The organism is Hathewaya limosa (assembly GCF_030815255.1).
Lineage (GTDB): Bacteria > Bacillota > Clostridia > Clostridiales > Clostridiaceae > Hathewaya > Hathewaya limosa.
Genome location: NZ_JAUSWN010000024.1, coordinates 1 through 17778 on the forward strand (window position 1 = coordinate 1; position 17778 = coordinate 17778).

18 protein-coding genes and 1 riboswitch are annotated in these 17778 nt (G+C 28.3%); of the genes, 14 read left to right on the forward strand and 4 right to left on the reverse strand.

Translation table 11 applies throughout. The features are described 5' to 3' along the window. Positions 1 to 100: 100 nt before the first annotated feature. Positions 101 to 613, reverse strand: a complete 513-nt coding sequence (pssA, locus tag QOZ93_RS11795; RefSeq protein WP_111944338.1) for a CDP-diacylglycerol--serine O-phosphatidyltransferase — start codon at positions 611 to 613, stop codon at positions 101 to 103. 224 nt (positions 614 to 837) lie between these two features. On the opposite strand from pssA, the gene QOZ93_RS11800 reads away from it, so the two are divergent. The 3 genes from QOZ93_RS11800 to QOZ93_RS11810 all read left to right on the forward strand — a co-directional run bounded on the left by QOZ93_RS11800 (position 838) and on the right by QOZ93_RS11810 (position 3027). Then, complete coding sequence (locus QOZ93_RS11800; RefSeq protein ID WP_307356693.1) at positions 838 to 1266, forward strand: CBS domain-containing protein; 429 nt, start codon at positions 838 to 840, stop codon at positions 1264 to 1266. A gap of 156 nt (positions 1267 to 1422) precedes the next feature. Beyond that, positions 1423 to 2307, forward strand: coding sequence for a YegS/Rv2252/BmrU family lipid kinase (locus tag QOZ93_RS11805; RefSeq protein ID WP_307356695.1), 885 nt, complete (start codon positions 1423 to 1425; stop codon positions 2305 to 2307). A 78-nt stretch (positions 2308 to 2385) separates the two neighbouring features. Continuing rightward, entirely contained in the window at positions 2386 to 3027 is a 642-nt protein-coding gene (locus QOZ93_RS11810; RefSeq protein WP_111940956.1) for a hypothetical protein, read from the forward strand. Positions 3028 to 3071: 44 nt separating this feature from the next. Here the strand turns inward: QOZ93_RS11810 and QOZ93_RS11815 are convergent, their stop codons facing one another. Next, complete coding sequence (locus tag QOZ93_RS11815) at positions 3072 to 5063, reverse strand: YgiQ family radical SAM protein (RefSeq protein ID WP_307356698.1); 1992 nt, start codon at positions 5061 to 5063, stop codon at positions 3072 to 3074. Positions 5064 to 5467: 404 nt separating this feature from the next. Between QOZ93_RS11815 and QOZ93_RS11820 the strand changes: the two genes are divergently transcribed. Next, on the forward strand, positions 5468 to 5953 hold the full coding sequence (locus tag QOZ93_RS11820) for a PRC-barrel domain-containing protein (protein ID WP_111940960.1): 486 nt from the start codon (positions 5468 to 5470) through the stop codon (positions 5951 to 5953). Positions 5954 to 6168: 215 nt separating this feature from the next. After that, a complete protein-coding gene (gene sleB, locus QOZ93_RS11825) occupies positions 6169 to 6822 on the forward strand; it encodes a spore cortex-lytic enzyme (RefSeq protein WP_307356738.1) in 654 nt (217 codons plus the stop codon). Positions 6823 to 6870: 48 nt separating this feature from the next. Here sleB and QOZ93_RS11830 read toward each other — a convergent pair whose 3' ends face one another. Then, entirely contained in the window at positions 6871 to 7908 is a 1038-nt protein-coding gene (locus tag QOZ93_RS11830) for a M42 family metallopeptidase (RefSeq protein WP_111940962.1), read from the reverse strand. A gap of 162 nt (positions 7909 to 8070) precedes the next feature. On the opposite strand from QOZ93_RS11830, the gene QOZ93_RS11835 reads away from it, so the two are divergent. Continuing rightward, complete coding sequence (locus QOZ93_RS11835) at positions 8071 to 9633, forward strand: VanW family protein (protein ID WP_307356700.1); 1563 nt, start codon at positions 8071 to 8073, stop codon at positions 9631 to 9633. A 66-nt stretch (positions 9634 to 9699) separates the two neighbouring features. On the opposite strand, the gene gap is transcribed toward QOZ93_RS11835, so the two are convergent. After that, positions 9700 to 10707, reverse strand: a complete 1008-nt coding sequence (gap, locus tag QOZ93_RS11840) for a type I glyceraldehyde-3-phosphate dehydrogenase (RefSeq protein ID WP_111940966.1) — start codon at positions 10705 to 10707, stop codon at positions 9700 to 9702. A gap of 303 nt (positions 10708 to 11010) precedes the next feature. Here gap and splB point away from each other — a divergent pair, with 303 nt between their 5' ends. The 8 genes from splB to grdA all read left to right on the forward strand — a co-directional run bounded on the left by splB (position 11011) and on the right by grdA (position 17755). Next, positions 11011 to 12018 (forward strand): spore photoproduct lyase, encoded by a 1008-nt coding sequence (splB, locus tag QOZ93_RS11845; protein WP_307356702.1) that lies wholly within the window; start codon positions 11011 to 11013, stop codon positions 12016 to 12018. A gap of 123 nt (positions 12019 to 12141) precedes the next feature. Beyond that, on the forward strand, positions 12142 to 12609 hold the full coding sequence (trmL, locus tag QOZ93_RS11850; RefSeq protein WP_307356704.1) for a tRNA (uridine(34)/cytosine(34)/5-carboxymethylaminomethyluridine(34)-2'-O)-methyltransferase TrmL: 468 nt from the start codon (positions 12142 to 12144) through the stop codon (positions 12607 to 12609). 11 nt (positions 12610 to 12620) lie between these two features. Further along, complete coding sequence (locus QOZ93_RS11855; RefSeq protein WP_111940972.1) at positions 12621 to 13460, forward strand: DegV family protein; 840 nt, start codon at positions 12621 to 12623, stop codon at positions 13458 to 13460. A 244-nt stretch (positions 13461 to 13704) separates the two neighbouring features. After that, a riboswitch (glycine riboswitch) is annotated at positions 13705 to 13871 on the forward strand. A gap of 128 nt (positions 13872 to 13999) precedes the next feature. After that, the gene (locus QOZ93_RS11860; protein ID WP_307356707.1) at positions 14000 to 14377 is read left to right on the forward strand and encodes a GrdX family protein; all 378 of its coding nucleotides are present in this window, start codon (positions 14000 to 14002) and stop codon (positions 14375 to 14377) included. A 13-nt stretch (positions 14378 to 14390) separates the two neighbouring features. Beyond that, the gene (gene trxB, locus QOZ93_RS11865; RefSeq protein WP_111940976.1) at positions 14391 to 15314 is read left to right on the forward strand and encodes a thioredoxin-disulfide reductase; all 924 of its coding nucleotides are present in this window, start codon (positions 14391 to 14393) and stop codon (positions 15312 to 15314) included. Between the two features lie 120 nt (positions 15315 to 15434). Beyond that, on the forward strand, positions 15435 to 15764 hold the full coding sequence (trxA, locus tag QOZ93_RS11870; RefSeq protein WP_111940978.1) for a thioredoxin TrxA: 330 nt from the start codon (positions 15435 to 15437) through the stop codon (positions 15762 to 15764). Positions 15765 to 15888: 124 nt separating this feature from the next. Continuing rightward, positions 15889 to 17175, forward strand: coding sequence for a glycine/sarcosine/betaine reductase component B subunit (locus QOZ93_RS11875; protein ID WP_307356709.1), 1287 nt, complete (start codon positions 15889 to 15891; stop codon positions 17173 to 17175). A 109-nt stretch (positions 17176 to 17284) separates the two neighbouring features. Continuing rightward, complete coding sequence (gene grdA / locus QOZ93_RS11880) at positions 17285 to 17755, forward strand: glycine/sarcosine/betaine reductase complex selenoprotein A (protein ID WP_111940982.1); 471 nt, start codon at positions 17285 to 17287, stop codon at positions 17753 to 17755. Positions 17756 to 17778: the final 23 nt, after the last annotated feature.

Below are 17778 nucleotides of genomic sequence, written 5' to 3' on the forward strand. Positions count from 1 at the left end.
GCTTATAGGCGGTGAACTATCATTAAATTTTCTATAAAACACAAAAAAACGCTGCCGCGTTAGTATAAATTTTTATGCTAATGCGACAGCCCCTTATATTTTAGAATTTTTTAAATTTAAAGTTACTTACCATTAAATATGCGAGAGATAATAGTACTATAATAGTTATTAACATATTAGTTGGTGTCCTATAAGTAAGAAGTGCATAAAGAGCTGCTATAGCTCCAGCTATAGTTATTGGAATTCCAGTATATACATTTTTAAAATCCATGATGTTAAATTTAGCCAATCTATATGCACCTGCAATAGGAAAAATTATTACTATTATATAACCTATAAATCCTAAAGATGTAAAATTATATAATAAACATAATAACATACTTGGAGCAACTCCAAAAGAAACTAAGTCTGCAAGAGAATCTAATTCTTTTCCTATTTCACTAGAACAACCAAAAAATCTAGCAACTTTCCCATCATATCTATCTATTAGTCCAGCACATAAAATTAAAATCGAGGCAATTAAATAGTTTTTGCTAAAGGACATTAAAAGAGAAAATATTCCTAAAGACAAATTAATAAAAGTAAACAAATTTGGTAAAAAACTTTTTGGCATTTGCATTTTAGACATTAATACCACTCCTAAAAAATATTATTACAATTTTATATTATAAGTACTATGTAAGTTATTATAACATCTTTTTAAATTAATTAAATAATAATTGACTAAAGTTCATTAAAAACTTTGATTTTCTATAGATAGTATGCAACAGATTATGAAAAAAAATCCACAAATATTATATGGCACAATGGTAAAAATATTATTGGAGGTGTTTTATCATGAAAATTAAAGATATAATGTCAAGAGAAGTCGTTAGTTTGAACGCCAATGATTCTGTAGAACATGCAGCAGAGATGATGAGAAATTATAATATTGGTTCAGTTCCAGTATGTGATGGGGAAAAAGTAATAGGAATAATAACTGATAGGGATATAGCTATTAGAAGTGTAGCTGATGGACAAAATTTTAAAAATCAAAAAGTCAGAGAAATTATGACTTCAAATCCTGTTTGTGCAAGTTCTCAAATGGGTATAGATGAAGCTGGAAGAATTATGAGTGAAAGACAAATTAGAAGATTACCTATAGTAGATAAAGAAAATTTAGTAGGTATGGTTTCATTAGGAGATTTAGCTGTAGATCCTAAATTAAGTAGTGAGGCAGGAGATGTATTAACAGAAGTATCAGAACCAAGTTCGCAAGAGTTTTAATATATGTATGTAAATCCACAAGAAAGGTATAAATCTTGTGGATTTACATTAACAATAAAAGCTTATAATAAATAAGTATTAAGTATAGTTGTCTTTAATAGATATGAACGGTATAATGATAGGTGAAATTATATGGAAATATTGGGAGATAGGGATATGAAAAAAATAAAATTTATATACAATCCATTTTCGGGTGAAAATCATATAGTGGGACAATTAGATAATGTTATTAGGATACATCAAAAGTATGGATATACAGTAGTTCCATTTAGAATATCTCGTGAAACAAATCTAGAAGATGCATTTAATAATATAGATAGTGATTATAGATATATATTAGTGGCTGGCGGAGATGGTACTGTAGATACAGTGGTTAATGTAATGAAGAGAAAAAACATAGACATACCAATAGCTATTTTACCTAGTGGAACAGCGAATGATTTTGCAAAGTTTATAGGAATGCCTACAAATGTTTCAAAAGCTTGTGAGCAAATTTTAAATAGTCAACCTAAAAAAGTTGATTTAGGTAAAATAAATGATAAGTATTTTGTAAATGTGGCTAGTACTGGTTTGTTTACGGATATATCACAAAAAACAGATGTAAACTTAAAAAATACTATTGGAAAGTTAGCGTATTATATTAAAGGTTTAGAGCAAGTTCCTAATTTAAGAAAATTAAAGGTGAGAATAGAAAGTGAAGATTTTCTATTTGATGATTATATGTATTTAGTTTTGATATTTAATGGAAGAACAGCAGGGAATTTTAATTTAGCGTATAATTCAGATGTAGATGATGGATTGCTAGATGTAATTATTTTTGAAGGAGTAAAGATGGCTAATATAATTAATATTTTTATAAAGATATTAAAAGGAGAACATCTAGAAAATGTAAAAGGGGTGACCTATTACAAAACTAAAAATGTAAAAATTTATAGTGATGAGAATATAGTAACAGATATAGATGGAGAAAAAGGTCCAGATTTTCCTATTGAAATACAATGCTTAAAAGATGGATTAACAGTTTTGGGATATACCAGATAAATTATATGATTATTAGTAATAAATCCCCTAATGTTTTAGTAAAATTAAGTAGGAATAATTAAAAGGGGAAGGATAAAGATGACATATATATATTTAATTGAATTGATATGTATATTTCTAGGAATATATTTAGGCATATTAAAAAATAAAAAATTTACATCATCTAAATTGAAATTTTGGTATTCTTTAAGTTTTTCATTTATATTTATTAGTTTTTTAATGAGATTATATATGTTTTTAGTACCTAAAATTCAATATTTATATTTATTTAAACATATATATTATTTAAATTATATAGGGTTTTTCATGGGATCATTAATAAGTACTTTTATTTTTTTAAGAAGTAATAAGTTAAAATTTAATTATATAAAATACATTTTATTGATAGGATGTATAGCTTATGCTATGTATATATTTGTTAATTCTATAGATATTATATTGTGTGGAAGTTATGGCTATTTTATGATGTTTGAAAATAAATATTATTTTATGATTTTTGAATTTATTTTTAATGCTATTATGTTATTTTTAGGCATATACATAATTAGTAATAGATTCAAGGATAAATTAGGAGGAGTATTAGTACTTTTCACTACAACATTAGGTATAATAAGTTTAATATTACAGAAAGACAATTTAAGTATTATTATGAATACAATAACACAACTAATGTGGATTGTTACTATGAATTATAGTATTATTACTTTTAAAAAAAATTAAAAATTAAAGGTCTTGCCATAAAAAGTAATGGACAAGACCTTCTTTTATTTTCTTCTAGTTGATTTTCTAGAAGATTTTTTTCTGTTTTTTTGATTGTGTAAAGTTTCTTTACTGTTATTATTTTTAAGGTGTAAATTATGATTTTCGTCAGCTTTATTTCTTGTAGTAGTTCTTTTATTAGCCGAATTATTTTTTTGATGATGAGAAGAATTATTGATATGTTTTGAATTTCTTGGCTTTGTTTCAGGTATTATACAATCTCTACCATTACCTATTAGATCTTCTCTGTGAGCTAATATTAAAGCTTTTTTTACTAAATCATAATTTTTAGAATCTCTAAATTGGAGTAAAGCTCTCTGCATATTTTTTTCTTCTTGTTTCTTAGGAACATAAACTTTTTCTTTAGTGAAAGGATTGAATCCAGTATAATAAATAGTCGTAGATAAACTGCCTGGAGTAGGATAAAAATCTTGAACTTGTTCAGGATTATATCCCATATCTTTGATGTAAAGAGAAAGTTTAATAGCTTCTTTTAAAGTACTTCCAGGATGACTTGACATTAAATAAGGAACTAAATATTGTTTTAATCCTAATCTTTCATTCATCTTAGAATACTTCTTGCAGAATTCATCATAAACCTTTCTAGTAGGTTTACCCATTTGATTTAATACTTGATCACTAACATGTTCAGGAGCGACTTTTAATTGACCACTTACATGATATTTACAAAGTTCTTCTAAAAATTTTGGATTTTTATCATATGTCAAATAATCATATCTTATTCCAGAACGAATAAATACCTTTTTTATGTTTGGAAGTTTTCTTACTTTTCTAAGAAGATTTAAATACTCTGAATGATCTATAATTAAGTTTTTACAAGGAGAAGGGAAAAGACATTGTCTATGTTTACAAACACCAACTTTCCCTTGAACGTTACAAGCTTTATTTCTAAAGTTTGCTGTAGGCCCTCCTATATCATGAATATAACCTTTAAAATCAGGCATATGAGTTAGGAGTTTAGCTTCTTCTATTATGGAATGTTCAGAACGTTTTTGTATTACCCTTCCTTGATGAAAAGTTAATGCACAAAATGAACAGGAACCAAAACAACCCCTATGACTAGTTATGGAAAAACTAACTTCTTTTATTGCCGGAATTCCACCATCTTTTTCATATATAGGATGATAAGTTCTCACATAAGGTAAATTATAACTCTCATCCATCTCTTCAACAGTTAAGGGATAAGAAGGAGGATTTTGTATTATATATGAATTACCATGTTTTTGTACTATAATTTTTCCGCGGACTGCATCTTGCTCTTCAGCTTGAAGTTTAAAACTTTCACCATAGGCCTCTTTACTTTCTATAACTTCTTCGAAGGAAGGAACTTCTATGTAATTATCTAAATTATCCAAAGAAGATCCCTGATAAACAGTTCCTCGTATAGATTTAATTTCTTTAACATCCATTCCATAATGAACAAGATTAGCTATTTCTTTAATGGGTTTTTCACCCATACCATAAATAAGTAGGTCAGCTTTTGAATCTAATAGAACACTTCTTCTAATTTTATCACTCCAATAATCATAATGAGCAAATCTTCTTAAACTAGCCTCTATTCCTCCTAAAATAATAGGAACATCTTTATAAGCCTCTTTTGCTCTATTAGAGTATACGATTACAGCCCTATCAGGTCTATAGCCAGACTTACCTCCTGGAGAATAAAGATCATCATGACGTCTTTTTTTAGCTGAAGTATAATGATTAACCATAGAATCTATATTACCTGAATTTATTAAAAATGCATGTTTGGGTTTGCCTAATTTTTTAAAATCATCAACACTATGCCAGTCTGGTTGAGCTATTATACCAACAGAAAAGCCTTCCTTTTCTAAAAGTCTACCTATTATGGCAGTACCAAAGGAGGGATGGTCAACATAAGCATCACCAGTTATTATAATGAAGTCTAATTGTTTTATACCTCTTTTAGCCATATCTTCTTTTGAGATTGGCAAGAATTCCTTATTTAAATTCATATTTATTTCCCTCGCTATATAGTATTACTTAAAATTATACATAGTAAATATATTAACACAGGGCAATTTAAATATAAAGTGTAAAAATACAGTAACTTTCATATTATAGATAGCTATAGAGAGATTTAATTAAAAAGTATACGTAAATGGAAAAGTAAACAAAAAGTTTTATAATGCTTGAAAAGATTAAGACTTTAACATATAATTATAAGATAATGTAGTAAAAAATAAAATTAAAAGAGGTGAATTGTTTAAATGGACGCAGGGCCTAGTTGTAAACAAATTTTATTACAATTAAATATGGAGATATAGAGGTAAAGCGTTATTTAGCAATTTAAATTTAAGCATTAAAAACAATATTAAGCTTAGTAAGTTTTTCCTCTATATCATTAGGAGGAATTGTTATGCAAAAGCTTACTAAATTTTCTTTTAAGGATCTTTTTAGAAAAAGAGTTTATAATAAAGATGGAGAGTTTATAGGAATTCTTTTAGACTTTTATATTAGTGATGAAGGAAAGAAATCTAGAGTCATAGGATATAAGATAAAAAAAGATATGCACATCTTTAATTGTGAATTTAAAGATTTAGAAGTTTATAAGGATGGTAATGATATTTATATTTTAGGTATTGAGCAAAGAGAAATGATACTTATTAATTATTCATACCTTCTTAAAGATAGACTTTTTAACAAAGTAATTATGAAACCTCAAACTGGAGAGGTTATTAAGATAAGAAACTTAAAATTAGAAAAATACTGTGGTGAAATAGTAATTTCAACTTTAATATATAATAAAAGAGAAAATAATAATTCTATTTTGAAAAAAATATTAAAAAAGTTTAATACATCTGAAATTGAGTTTGATAGAATAAACCAATTTAGTGTACAGTAGAATTTTAATAAAAAATAAATAACATTATACAATATGGAACACAAGATTTATTTATTAAATCTTGTGTTTTTATATATTTATTTAAAAAAAATGAATTTTTTTATGCTTTTAACACAAAATATTCTTAAAGGAATTTGTGTTGGGAGGTTTAAATTTTGGAAAATAATAATAGCAGATTAAATATGTCTTTGTTTTTAATTATGATTTTTATAGTTATGTCTGTTTTTGGAATTGTATTTATGCAAAATATACATACAAAACAAACTGCAGCTGTACCCTATAGTTATGGATCTACCTCTGATACGGTAAAGGAAATTCAAAGTAAATTAAAAAGTTGGGGTTATTATAGTGGGGAGGCGGATGGAATATATGGGTACAAAACCTATGAAGCTGTAAAGTATTTTCAACAAAAAAATGGATTAAGCATAGATGGTGTAGTGGGAAGCAGAACATTGGCAGCGTTGGGGATAAATGAAACAAGTAATACTAGTGGGAATTATAGAGTATATAATGCTACTAACTCAGAAGTAACACTGTTGGCTAGGGCTATAAATGGAGAAGCTAGAGGAGAGCCTTATGAAGGTCAAGTGGCTGTTGGAGCCGTAATTTTAAATAGAACTAGAGATCCACAATTTCCTTCAACTATAGCAGGTGTTATATATCAACCAGGAGCATTTACAGCTACAGTAGATGGTCAAATAGATGCACAAGTAGAACAAAGTTCCATAAATGCAGCAAGAGATGCTTTGAACGGATGGGATCCTTCGGGTGGAGCTATATATTACTTTAATCCTGAGAAGACAACAAATAAATGGATTTGGTCTCGTCCTTTAATAAAAATAATTGGTAAACATAGATTTTGTAAATAAAAAAGTCCTTTATAGGACTTTTTTATTTACTAATAGGAAATGTAATAACTATAGTTGAGAATATTTTACTACTAAATCTAAAGTAGCTAAAATTGAATCCATATGAGTTCTTTCATAACCATGTGAAGCAAATATACCAGCTCCAATTAATCCAGCCTTTATATCATTACCAGATCTTAATGCAGAAGATGCATCAGAACCATAATGAGGATAAGTATCTACCTTATATGGAATATTTTCTTTTCTGCAAAGTTCAACTAATCTTTTTCTAAGTTCAAAATCATAAGGACCAGATGAATCTTTGGCACATATGCAGACATCGTATTCAGTAGAATTTTGATCAAGTCCTGGACAACCCATATCAACAGCTATAAATTCCTTAGTATGTTCAGGGATAGCAGCTGAAGCACCATGTCCAACTTCTTCATAGTTACTTATAAAGAAATTTAAAGTATGAGGTAAAGTTATATTATTTTCTACTAAATATCTCATAGTATATAAAAGTATGCTTACGCTTGCCTTGTCATCTAAGTGTCTTGATTTTACGAAGCCACTTTCAGTGAATCTAGTTCTAGAATCAAAGGATATGAAGTCTCCAACATCTATACCAAGTTTTTGAACATCTTCCTTAGAAAAAACTTTTTCATCTATGATTACTTCCATGTTGTCTAAAGATCTTTTTAATTCATCGGCTTCATTTCCACTTATATGAGTAGAAGGTTTTATAGTTTGGATAGTTCCACTATATCTTGTATTATCCATAGTATGAATAATACAATTTTCACCTTCTATAGAATTCCCCATATATCCACCTACAGAAGTTAACTGTAAGGCACCAGTTGATTTAATACCTTTTACTATAGCACCAAGGGTATCTACATGAGCTGAGAAAGTTTTTGCATAAGTTTCATCTTTACCCTTTAAAGTTGCAATTAAAGCACCTTTGTTAGTGGATATATATGGCACTTTTAAAGCGTCTAATTCTTTTTTTACATAATCCATAACTTCTTCAGTATAACCGGATGGACTAGGTATTGTTAAAATATCATGTAAGTATTTTTTTAATATGTTTAAATCATATGACATAAAATCACCCCGTAAAATAAAAATTTAATTGGAAATAAAATTTAATATATTAATATTTTAACATATACTCCTACTAAATCAAACTAAAAAAGTAGGTAAGAATATATGAATAGAAAAATTTTTATAGTATAATAGAGATGTGGGCAGAAGGGAGTTAAAAAAATGAAAAAAAACAAAACTAATGCTATTATTATAAGTACTATTGTAGGAATTATATTTTTAATTGGGGCATTAGGTATATACATATCAGTTACTGTTAATAAATGGTCAAATAATATTTATCCAGGTGTAGTGGTAGATGATACAAAATTAGCAGGTAAATCTAAAGAAGAGGCATTAAAAATATTAAAAGATAGGTATGAACACAGAATACTTAAGAAAAAAATTATAATTGTAGCTAAAGATAAAGAGTATTCTATAGGCTATAGTGATTTAGAGCCAAAATACAATTTAAAAGAAATTGTAGATCAAGCTATGAGCTTTGGAAAAGATGTTAGTGCAATTGAAAAATTCAAATCTATTTATATGAAAACACCATGTAACATAAAGATAAAATTTGATTATAAAGTCGATGTTATTAACAATGTTATACAGAAAATAAAAAGGGATGTAGATAGGAAACCTATAAATTCTAAATTAAAAAATGTAGGTAATAGTTTTGAATTTACACAAGAATCTAATGGATATAAACTACAGGAAGATAAGTTAAAAAAAGAAATATTATCACAAATAAATGGTAGGATAGATAAAGAAGTAATAAAAATAAATGCACCTATTGAGGAAACAAAACCTAAGATAACAAAACAAGAATTAAGTAAAATAGATGCAAAAATAAGTTCTTATACTACTTCATTTAATTCTTCACAGGGAAGAGTAACTAATATTCAACTTGCAACAAATAGTATAAATGGTACTGTACTTATGCCTGGAGAAACTTTTAGTTTTAATGATACTGTAGGTCAAAGAACAGAAGCAAGAGGATATCAGAAAGCTCATGTTATTGTAAATAATGAATATGTAGATGATTTTGGGGGAGGAATTTGTCAGGTTTCTAGTACTCTATATAATGCCATAGTAAGAGCTAATATAGATCCAACAGAAAGATATAGTCATACTATTGCATCTTCTTATGTTGATATAGGACAAGATGCTACAGTAAGTTGGGGAGGACCAGACTATAAATTTAAAAATACTTTAAAATATCCTATATATATAGAAGGATATGCTTCAAATTCAAGTGTTTCATTTAATGTATACTCAAATAATGAATTAAATAAGTATAGCTATAAAATTTACTCAGCTGATAAAAAAACAGTTGAACCAACAGTTAGTATAATAGAGGATTCTAGTTTACCAGAAGGTCAAGAGACATATGTTAAATCTCCATATACAGGTCATTCAGCAACTGTTTATAGGGAAATTTATGAAAATGGTAAATTTGTAAAAAAAGAGGTTTTATATAAAGCTAATATAGCACCAGTTAATGGTATACTTAAAAAAGGAACTAAGAAACCAGAAGTAAAAAAAGATGATGCTAAAGACAATTCAACTACCAATAAAGATATAAAAAATAGTAATGAAAAAAATAATGGTAAAGTTGATCAAAAAATAGATAATAATACTAATAAAAAACCAAATAATAATGATGATAAGAAAAACGAACATAATAAAGATGTAGAACCAAATAAGAATGTACAAAATAATAATGATGTAAAAAAACCTTAATCATATGATTAAGGTTTTTTATTTGAAACTTTATAGAATTAAATTATAAATAATAAGTTGATAATATTACTTAATTTTATTTATTATATATTGAACAAGGTCAACTACTCTAGTAGCATATCCCCATTCATTATCATACCATGCTGCTACTTTAATCATATTTTCTCCAATAACCATAGTTGATAAAGCATCTACTATAGATGAATGAGGATCACCAGTATAATCAACGGAAACTAATGGCTCTTCTGAATAGCCTAAAATACCTTTCATAGTTTCTTTAGAAGCTTTCTTTAGAACTGCATTTATTTCTTCAGCAGTAGTTTTTTTAGAAACTTCACAAACTAAATCTGTAATAGAAACTGTAGGGGTTGGAACTCTTAGTGCATATCCATTTAACTTACCTTTAAGTTCTGGAATTACAATACCAACAGCTTTGGCTGCACCAGTTGTAGTAGGAATAATAGATTCGGCAGCTGCTCTAGCTCTTCTTAAATCTTTATGAGTTTTATCAAGTATATTTTGATCATTTGTATATGAATGAACAGTTGTTATGAAGCCTTTTTCTATGCCAAATGCATCATTTAAAACTTTTGCTACAGGTGCTAAGCAGTTAGTAGTACAAGAAGCATTAGAAATTATAGTATGCTTGTCCAAATCTAAGGTATCTTCATTAACTCCTAAAACTATTGTAGCATCTACATTTTTACCAGGAGCAGTTAAAACAACTTTTTTAACACCCTTTTCTACATGTCCCATTAATTCTTCTTGTTTTTTAAATTTACCTGTAGATTCTATTACTATATCTACATCAACTTCATTCCAAGGAATTTCTTTAGGTGTACTGTTTCTAAAGATTTTTATAACATGTCCATCTATTATAAGTTCATCATCTTTATATTGAACATCTCCTCTATATCTTCCAAAACAAGAATCATATTTAAATAAATGACTTAAAGTTTCTGAATTAGCTCTAGCGTTAATAGCTACAACTTCTAAGTCCTTGTAGTTGTTCTCCATAATTATTCTAAGAACACATCTTCCGATTCTTCCAAAGCCGTTAATTCCTATTTTCATTTAAAATAAGCCTCCCATGATATTGATTTATAATATGATATATTAAAAAATATGTATTTAAAGTTATATGATGTACAACAATTAACGTATTGTATATATTATATATATTAAAAAACTATACTATTTGTCAATAGTGTAACTCATATATAATATTAGGATACTCTTAATAAAAATGAATTAGCTTAAAATAGCTTTTAAATTTTAGGTTTTTCGTAATTTTCTATTTTTTCTATTATATATATTTTTTTAGGGTAAAATAATAAAAATGAAATATTTATTATTTAAAAAGTATAGGGAGGAACTATGTTTATACCTGAAAAAGTAATAATAGAAAAAAAGGCTTTAGAATATGAGTTAGGAAATACGCTTCTAAAATATTTTAAAGAAAACAATATAGAAGTTGTTATAAATAGTAGTAATAGAATTACCGGTATAGGAGGAAAAACACCTTTAGAAATGTATAGTAAAGGGAAGAATACTTTAGTAGTAGGTATAAGAAAAGATTTAAAATTTCAAAGTTGTAAACCTTCAGCACATTATCAATTACCGTTAGTTACAGGGTGTATGGGCATGTGTGAATATTGTTATTTAAATACTCAATTAGGTAAAAGACCGTATATAAAAATTAATGTTAATATAGATGAAATATTAAATAGAGCAAAACAATATGCAGATGATAGGTTACCAGAGAATACTATATTTGAAGGCGCTGCTACATCAGATCCAATACCTGTAGAACCATATACGCATGCATTAAGAAAAAGCATAGAATTTTTTTCAAAATCAAATAACATGAAATTCAGATTTGTAAGCAAATATGATGATATAGAAGGATTAATTGGAATTAAACACAATAACAAAACAGAAGTTAGATTTAGTATAAACACAAATTATATTATTAAAAAATTTGAACATAAAACACCTCTATTAGAAAAACGTATAGCTGCAGCTAAAAAACTTTTTGATGATGGATATAAAATAGGATTTCTTATTGCACCAGTTTTTATATATGACAATTGGAAAAAAGAATATGGTGATTTAATAGAGCGTGTAGGAACAGAGTTTAAAGGGAAAAATATTACATTTGAAATTATTAGTCATAGATTTACAAGTAGGGCTAAAACTAATATTTTAGATGTATTTCCTCAAACCAAACTTCCAATGAATGAAGAAGAACGAAAATTTAAATATGGTCAATTTGGTTATGGAAAATTTGTGTATGAAAATGCAATTATGAATGATATAAAAACATTCTTCACAAGTCAATTAAATCAATATTTTGATCATAATAATTTAATTTACATTATTTAAAAATTATTAAAAAATTAAGGTTAATTTAAGTAAAATTTTATTATATAATATACAATAGATGTTGTGGTATAATATACAAGTATTATAATAAAATAATTTAGGAGAGTAAGAGGGGGAAAAACAGTGAATCTTAATATAGTATTATTTCAACCAGAAATTCCTCAAAATACAGGTAATATAGGAAGAACTTGTGTACTTACAAATAGTAAATTACACTTAATAAAACCTTTGGGTTTCGATATAGATGGTAAAAGTGTAAAAAGAGCAGGTTTAGATTATTGGAGTCAATTAGATTTGGAAATTCATGAATCTTACGAGGCTTTACGTGAAAAATATAAAGATAGTACTTTTTATTTTTGTACAACAAAAGGTAGTAAACCATATTCAGAGGCTAAATTTAAAGAAGGAGATTTTTTAGTTTTTGGAAGAGAATCTTCGGGATTACCAGATTATATAAGGGAAAATAATAAGGAAACTTGTATTAGGGTACCTATGATAAATACAACGACTAGATCTTTAAATTTATCAAATACAGTTGCCGTAATAGCATATGAAGCTTTAAGACAGATTAATTTTCCTAATATGAAATAGGAGGAATTAATGTGAATAAAATAAAAGTTATAACAGATAGTACGGCAGATATACCTAAAAGTGTTTTAGAGGCTAATGGGGTTGAAGTTCTGCCTTTAATAATTGATTTTGAAGGAAAAGACTATGTAGATGGTGTTGACATAAATTTCACTAAGTTAGCACAAATGATGGAGTATTCAGATGAGTTTCCTAAAACAGCAGGAATTAATCCACAAAGATTTATGGAATGTTATAAAAAGTACTTAGATGAAGGGTATAAAATTATATCTATACATTTGTCATCAAAAATGAGTGGAACTTGTCAAGCGGCTTTTATGGCAAAAGAAATGCTAGAAACAGAGGATATAGTAGTTATAGATAGTTTGAATGTAACTAGTGGATTAGGATTATTAGTGTTGAAGGCTTGTAAGTTAAGAGATCAAGGAATAGAGTTAAAAGACATAGAGAATTCCATAAAACAAACAATTCCACATGTAAAGAGTTCCTTAGTATTTGGATCTTTAGATAATTTAGTAAAGGGTGGAAGATTATCTAAAGCAGCAGGAATAGTTGGTAACCTTCTTGGCATAAAATTAATATTAGAAGTTAGTGATGGAGAAATGAAGGTTAGAGAAAAGGTTAGAGGAACTAAAAAAGCAGTGAAAAATGCTATGAGTTACATTGAACAAAAGGGAATAAAAGAAGATGAATATACTGTATTACTAACATCTGGTGATGAGGAATTAAAAAATTTATTTAAGAATTCTTACGATAAGATGAAAACAGATTACATAGAAGCAGAAGTAGGGTGTACTGTAGGAGTTCATGCTGGTACATCTGCTTCTGGAATATTTTTTATAGAAAAATATTAATTAAATGCTATATATATACAAATAAAAGGAATAAAAAGTAAAATGAAAAAAATGTAAAAACGGCTGAAAGCAAGCAATTGTGTGATAATTTTAACTATTATAGGAATTTCAAATAATACTATTGATAAAATAAATAAATAAATTTAGAAAATTTATAGAAATTTGTTTTATTATATTGTATAATTAAATCATCAAGTGAAACAAACAATAAATACATTAAAAAAATATAAAAAAATGTTTCTGGATGAAGTTTTCGAGAGATGATTTTAAGACTGTTTATTGCTAATCAGAAATGACCTAAATAATTGTTAAACAGTATGCACTTAATGCACTTAAAATAGCCGAAGGAACAAGTATTTTATCTAGCCGATAAGATATGAAATTCTCAGGCAAAAGTATCGGGAATGGACAGGACTCTGGAAAGCGAAAAAGCACCGACGGAGTAATTCTCTCAGGTACCAAGACAGAGTTAAAGGCTAACAAGCTTTTAATTCTGTCTTTTTGTATATAATTTTATAAAGTGTTTTATGGAGGAAAAAGTGGTAGAACAATTATTTATTATAACTAATAATCCATTAAGTAAAAAGAATTTTTCTTCACAATACGAGGTTATATTTATAGAGGGTCCAGTAGAAAAGGTTTATACAATGGTAAGAGATAAAATACATCTTGGGCATAAATTACTTACACACCCATTGATGAGTAGTATAAAACCTAATGAAACACCTTACAGAACAATTTGTTTATCTGTAAAAAGGGTAAAAGGAACTGATATGGATTCAGTACTATTAATAGAAAATAGTATTATGACATTGAAAAAGTTTTTGAACATATCACCACTTCCTAAATATACTGAAAGCGTTTTAAATGATTTTCAACTTATAGATTATGATTTAATAAATCATGCTTTAAATTAAAGGAGGCAAAATCATGTCAAAAATATATGATACTATAATAATTGGTGGTGGCCCATCAGGACTAGCAGCAGGCTTATATGGCGGAAGAGCTAGAATGAACACATTATTAATTGAAAGAGCTAAATTTGGTGGACAAGCAGCAACTACTGAAGAATTAGAAAATTATCCAGGTTCAGTAGAAGATAAGACAGCATCATTAATAACTAGAATGAAAACTCAAGCTGAAAGATTCGGAACAGAAATCGTTAAAGATGAAATAGTAGAAATTTCTTTAGAAGGCGATATAAAAGTATTAAAAGGAAGAAATACAGAATATCAAGGAAAAACAGTTATAATTGCAACAGGAGCTAATCCAAGATTATCTGGTTTCAAAAATGAAGTTGAATTAAGAGGTAAAGGAGTTTCCTATTGTGCAACATGTGACGCAGATTTCTTCACTGATTTAGATGTTGCAGTTGTAGGTGGTGGAGATTCAGCTTTAGATGAAGCTTTATATTTAACTAAGTTTGCAGAACATGTTACTATCATTCATAGAAGAGATGCTTTCAGAGCAAACAAAGCAGTTCAAGAAAAAGTTTTAAATCATCCAAAAATCAAAGTTATATGGAATGCAATAGTTGAAGAAGCTATAGATGATGATGGTATTTTAGGTGGATTAAAACTTAAAGATAAAGTAACTGGTGAACAAAGTACTTTAGAAGTTGACGGATGTTTCGTATTCGTAGGATATAATCCAAATTCAGATTTATTTAAAGGCGTAATTAACATGACTGAAAGAGGAGATATCATTACAGATGCAGACATGCATACAAATATAGAAGGTGTATTTGCAGCTGGAGACGTTAGAGAAAAGAGTTTAAGACAAGTTATAACAGCAGCTGCTGATGGAGCTATAGCAGCAACTCAAGCTGAACATTATGTAGAGGATCATAAATAATTTTAAATCAGAAATGATTAAAATTTTTTAAATAAAATTTTCAGACTATAAATAAAATTAATTATTTATAAAATAATACTACACTCTTAGGATGTGTAAAATTTATAGGAGGGTATTAAAATGATAGAATTAAGTAAAGAGAACTGGGAACAAGAAGTTGAAAAAGCAGACAAACCTGTATTTGTAGATTTCTGGGGAGATAAATGTGAAATTTGTAAACAATTAATGCCAGGAGTACATGGTTTAGAAGAAAAATATGTTGATAAAATTAAATTCTGTAGTTTTAATATATCAGGAGCAAGAAGACTTGCAATAAAACAAAAAGTTTTAGGACTACCAACAATGAAAATATACAAAGATGGAGTTGCTGTTGAAACAATTACTCCAGATAAAATCGCTACATTAGATGACATTGAAAACTTTATAAAAGCATATTACGAAACTCTATAATTCGTAATTCACAGTGAATTTCTATAATTGTGATATTAATGTAGGGGGAGTAATCCTCTCCCTATATGAAATATAAATTGTAAATTAGACGTATTTACTCAATATTTTCCGGGAGGTGAACCTTATGCGTCTTGAATTAGGTAAAATATTTATAAAAGATCTTCAATTCGGCAATGAAACAAAAGTTGAAAATGGAGTACTATATGTTAACAAAGAGGAATTATTAAAAGAAATTGGTGGAGATGACAGAATCGCTAGTATCGATTTCGAAATTGCTAAACCAGGTGAAAATGTTAGAATAATTCCAGTTAAGGACGTTGTAGAACCAAGAGTTAAGGTTGAAGGTAAGGGAGGAATATTCCCTGGCTTCATAAACAAAGTTGATACAGTTGGTTCAGGAAGAACTCACGTATTAAAGGGAGCTGCAGTTGTTACAACTGGTAGAGTTGTTGGTTTCCAAGAAGGTATCATTGATATGTCAGGAGAAGGAGCTAAATATACTCCATTCTCAAAAACTAACAATTTAGTTATCATAGCAGAACCAAAAGAAGGAATCGATCAACACAGTCACGAAGAAGCAATCAGAATGATAGGTTTCAAAGCTGCAACTTATCTTGGAAAAGCTGGTAAAGATGTTGAGCCAGATGAAGTTAAAACATATGAAACATTACCATTGTTACAACAATTACAACAATACCCAGAATTACCAAAGGTAGTATATGTTTATATGTTACAAAGCCAAGGATTACTTCACGATACTTATGTATACGGCGTAGATGCTAAGAAGATAATTCCTACATTAATGTACCCAACAGAAGCATTTGATGGTGCTATAGTAAGTGGTAACTGTGTTTCCGCTTGTGACAAAAACCCATCATATGTTCATATGAACCATCCAATTATCGAAGATTTATATGAAAGACACGGAAAAGATATTAACTTCATAGGTGTAATTTTAACTAACGAAAACGTATACCTTGCAGATAAAGAAAGATCATCTAACTGGGTTGCTAAATTAGTTGAATACCTAGGAGTAGATGCAGCTATAGTTTCAGAAGAAGGATTCGGAAACCCAGATGCAGACTTAGTTATGAACTGTAACAAAATCACTGAAAAAGGTGTTAAAACAGTATTATTAACTGATGAATATGCTGGACAAGATGGTAAATCTCAATCATTAGCAGACTCAACTCCAAAAGGAGATGCTGTTGTAACAAACGGTAATGCTAATCAATTTATCGTACTTCCACCAATGGAAAAAGTAATAGGACATCCAGAAGCTGCTAAGATGATTGCTGGTGCAAACAATGAAAGTTTAAGACCAGATGGATCAATCGAAGCTGAAATTCAAGTTATTACTGGAGCAACTAGTGAAGTTGGATTTAACTATTTAACAGCAAGAGGATACTAATACTTGAAATTAATTGAACATTTAAAATGTTATAGGTATATAGATATAATGAAATACTCAAAATTTTAAGGGTTTATAGAAAATTAAAAAAAAGAAAGGAAGATCGATTATGTTAAAAGACAAAAAAGTTATAGCAATCGGTGATAGAGACGGTATACCAGGACCAGCTATCGAAGCTTGTGTGAAATCAGCAGGAGCAGAAGTATTATTCGCATCAACAGAGTGTTTCGTGTGAACAGCTGCAGGTGCTATGGATCTGGAGATCCAACAAAGAGTTAAAGATCTAACTGAAAAACACGGAGCAGAAAATGTAGTAGTTGTTATCGGTGGTTCAGAAGCAGAAGCTTCAGGATTATCAGCAGAAACAGTTGCAGCAGGAGATCCAACATTTGCAGGACCACTTGCTGGTGTTGAATTAGGATTAGGTGTTTATCATGTAGTAGAACCAGAAATCAAAGATCAATGTGACGCAGCAGTTTATGATGAACAATGTGGAATGATGGAAATGGTTCTTGATGTAGATTCAATCATTGAAGAAGTTAAATCAGTAAGAGACGAGTTCTCAAAATTTGCACTATAATTTGTAAAAAAGCAGTTAAAATA

Coding starts and splice junctions, on each gene's coding strand:
- QOZ93_RS11875 (WP_307356709.1), top strand. CDS start 15,889: ATGCGTCTTGAATTAGGTAAAATATTTATAAAAGATCTTCAATTCGGC.
- trxB (WP_111940976.1), top strand. CDS start 14,391: ATGTCAAAAATATATGATACTATAATAATTGGTGGTGGCCCATCAGGA.
- QOZ93_RS11805 (WP_307356695.1), top strand. CDS start 1,423: ATGAAAAAAATAAAATTTATATACAATCCATTTTCGGGTGAAAATCAT.
- QOZ93_RS11810 (WP_111940956.1), top strand. CDS start 2,386: ATGACATATATATATTTAATTGAATTGATATGTATATTTCTAGGAATA.
- QOZ93_RS11820 (WP_111940960.1), top strand. CDS start 5,468: ATGCAAAAGCTTACTAAATTTTCTTTTAAGGATCTTTTTAGAAAAAGA.
- QOZ93_RS11830 (WP_111940962.1), bottom strand. CDS start 7,908: ATGTCATATGATTTAAACATATTAAAAAAATACTTACATGATATTTTA.
- gap (WP_111940966.1), bottom strand. CDS start 10,707: ATGAAAATAGGAATTAACGGCTTTGGAAGAATCGGAAGATGTGTTCTT.
- splB (WP_307356702.1), top strand. CDS start 11,011: ATGTTTATACCTGAAAAAGTAATAATAGAAAAAAAGGCTTTAGAATAT.
- QOZ93_RS11800 (WP_307356693.1), top strand. CDS start 838: ATGAAAATTAAAGATATAATGTCAAGAGAAGTCGTTAGTTTGAACGCC.
- pssA (WP_111944338.1), bottom strand. CDS start 613: ATGCCAAAAAGTTTTTTACCAAATTTGTTTACTTTTATTAATTTGTCT.
- QOZ93_RS11815 (WP_307356698.1), bottom strand. CDS start 5,063: ATGAATTTAAATAAGGAATTCTTGCCAATCTCAAAAGAAGATATGGCT.
- sleB (WP_307356738.1), top strand. CDS start 6,169: ATGTCTGTTTTTGGAATTGTATTTATGCAAAATATACATACAAAACAA.
- trxA (WP_111940978.1), top strand. CDS start 15,435: ATGATAGAATTAAGTAAAGAGAACTGGGAACAAGAAGTTGAAAAAGCA.
- QOZ93_RS11835 (WP_307356700.1), top strand. CDS start 8,071: ATGAAAAAAAACAAAACTAATGCTATTATTATAAGTACTATTGTAGGA.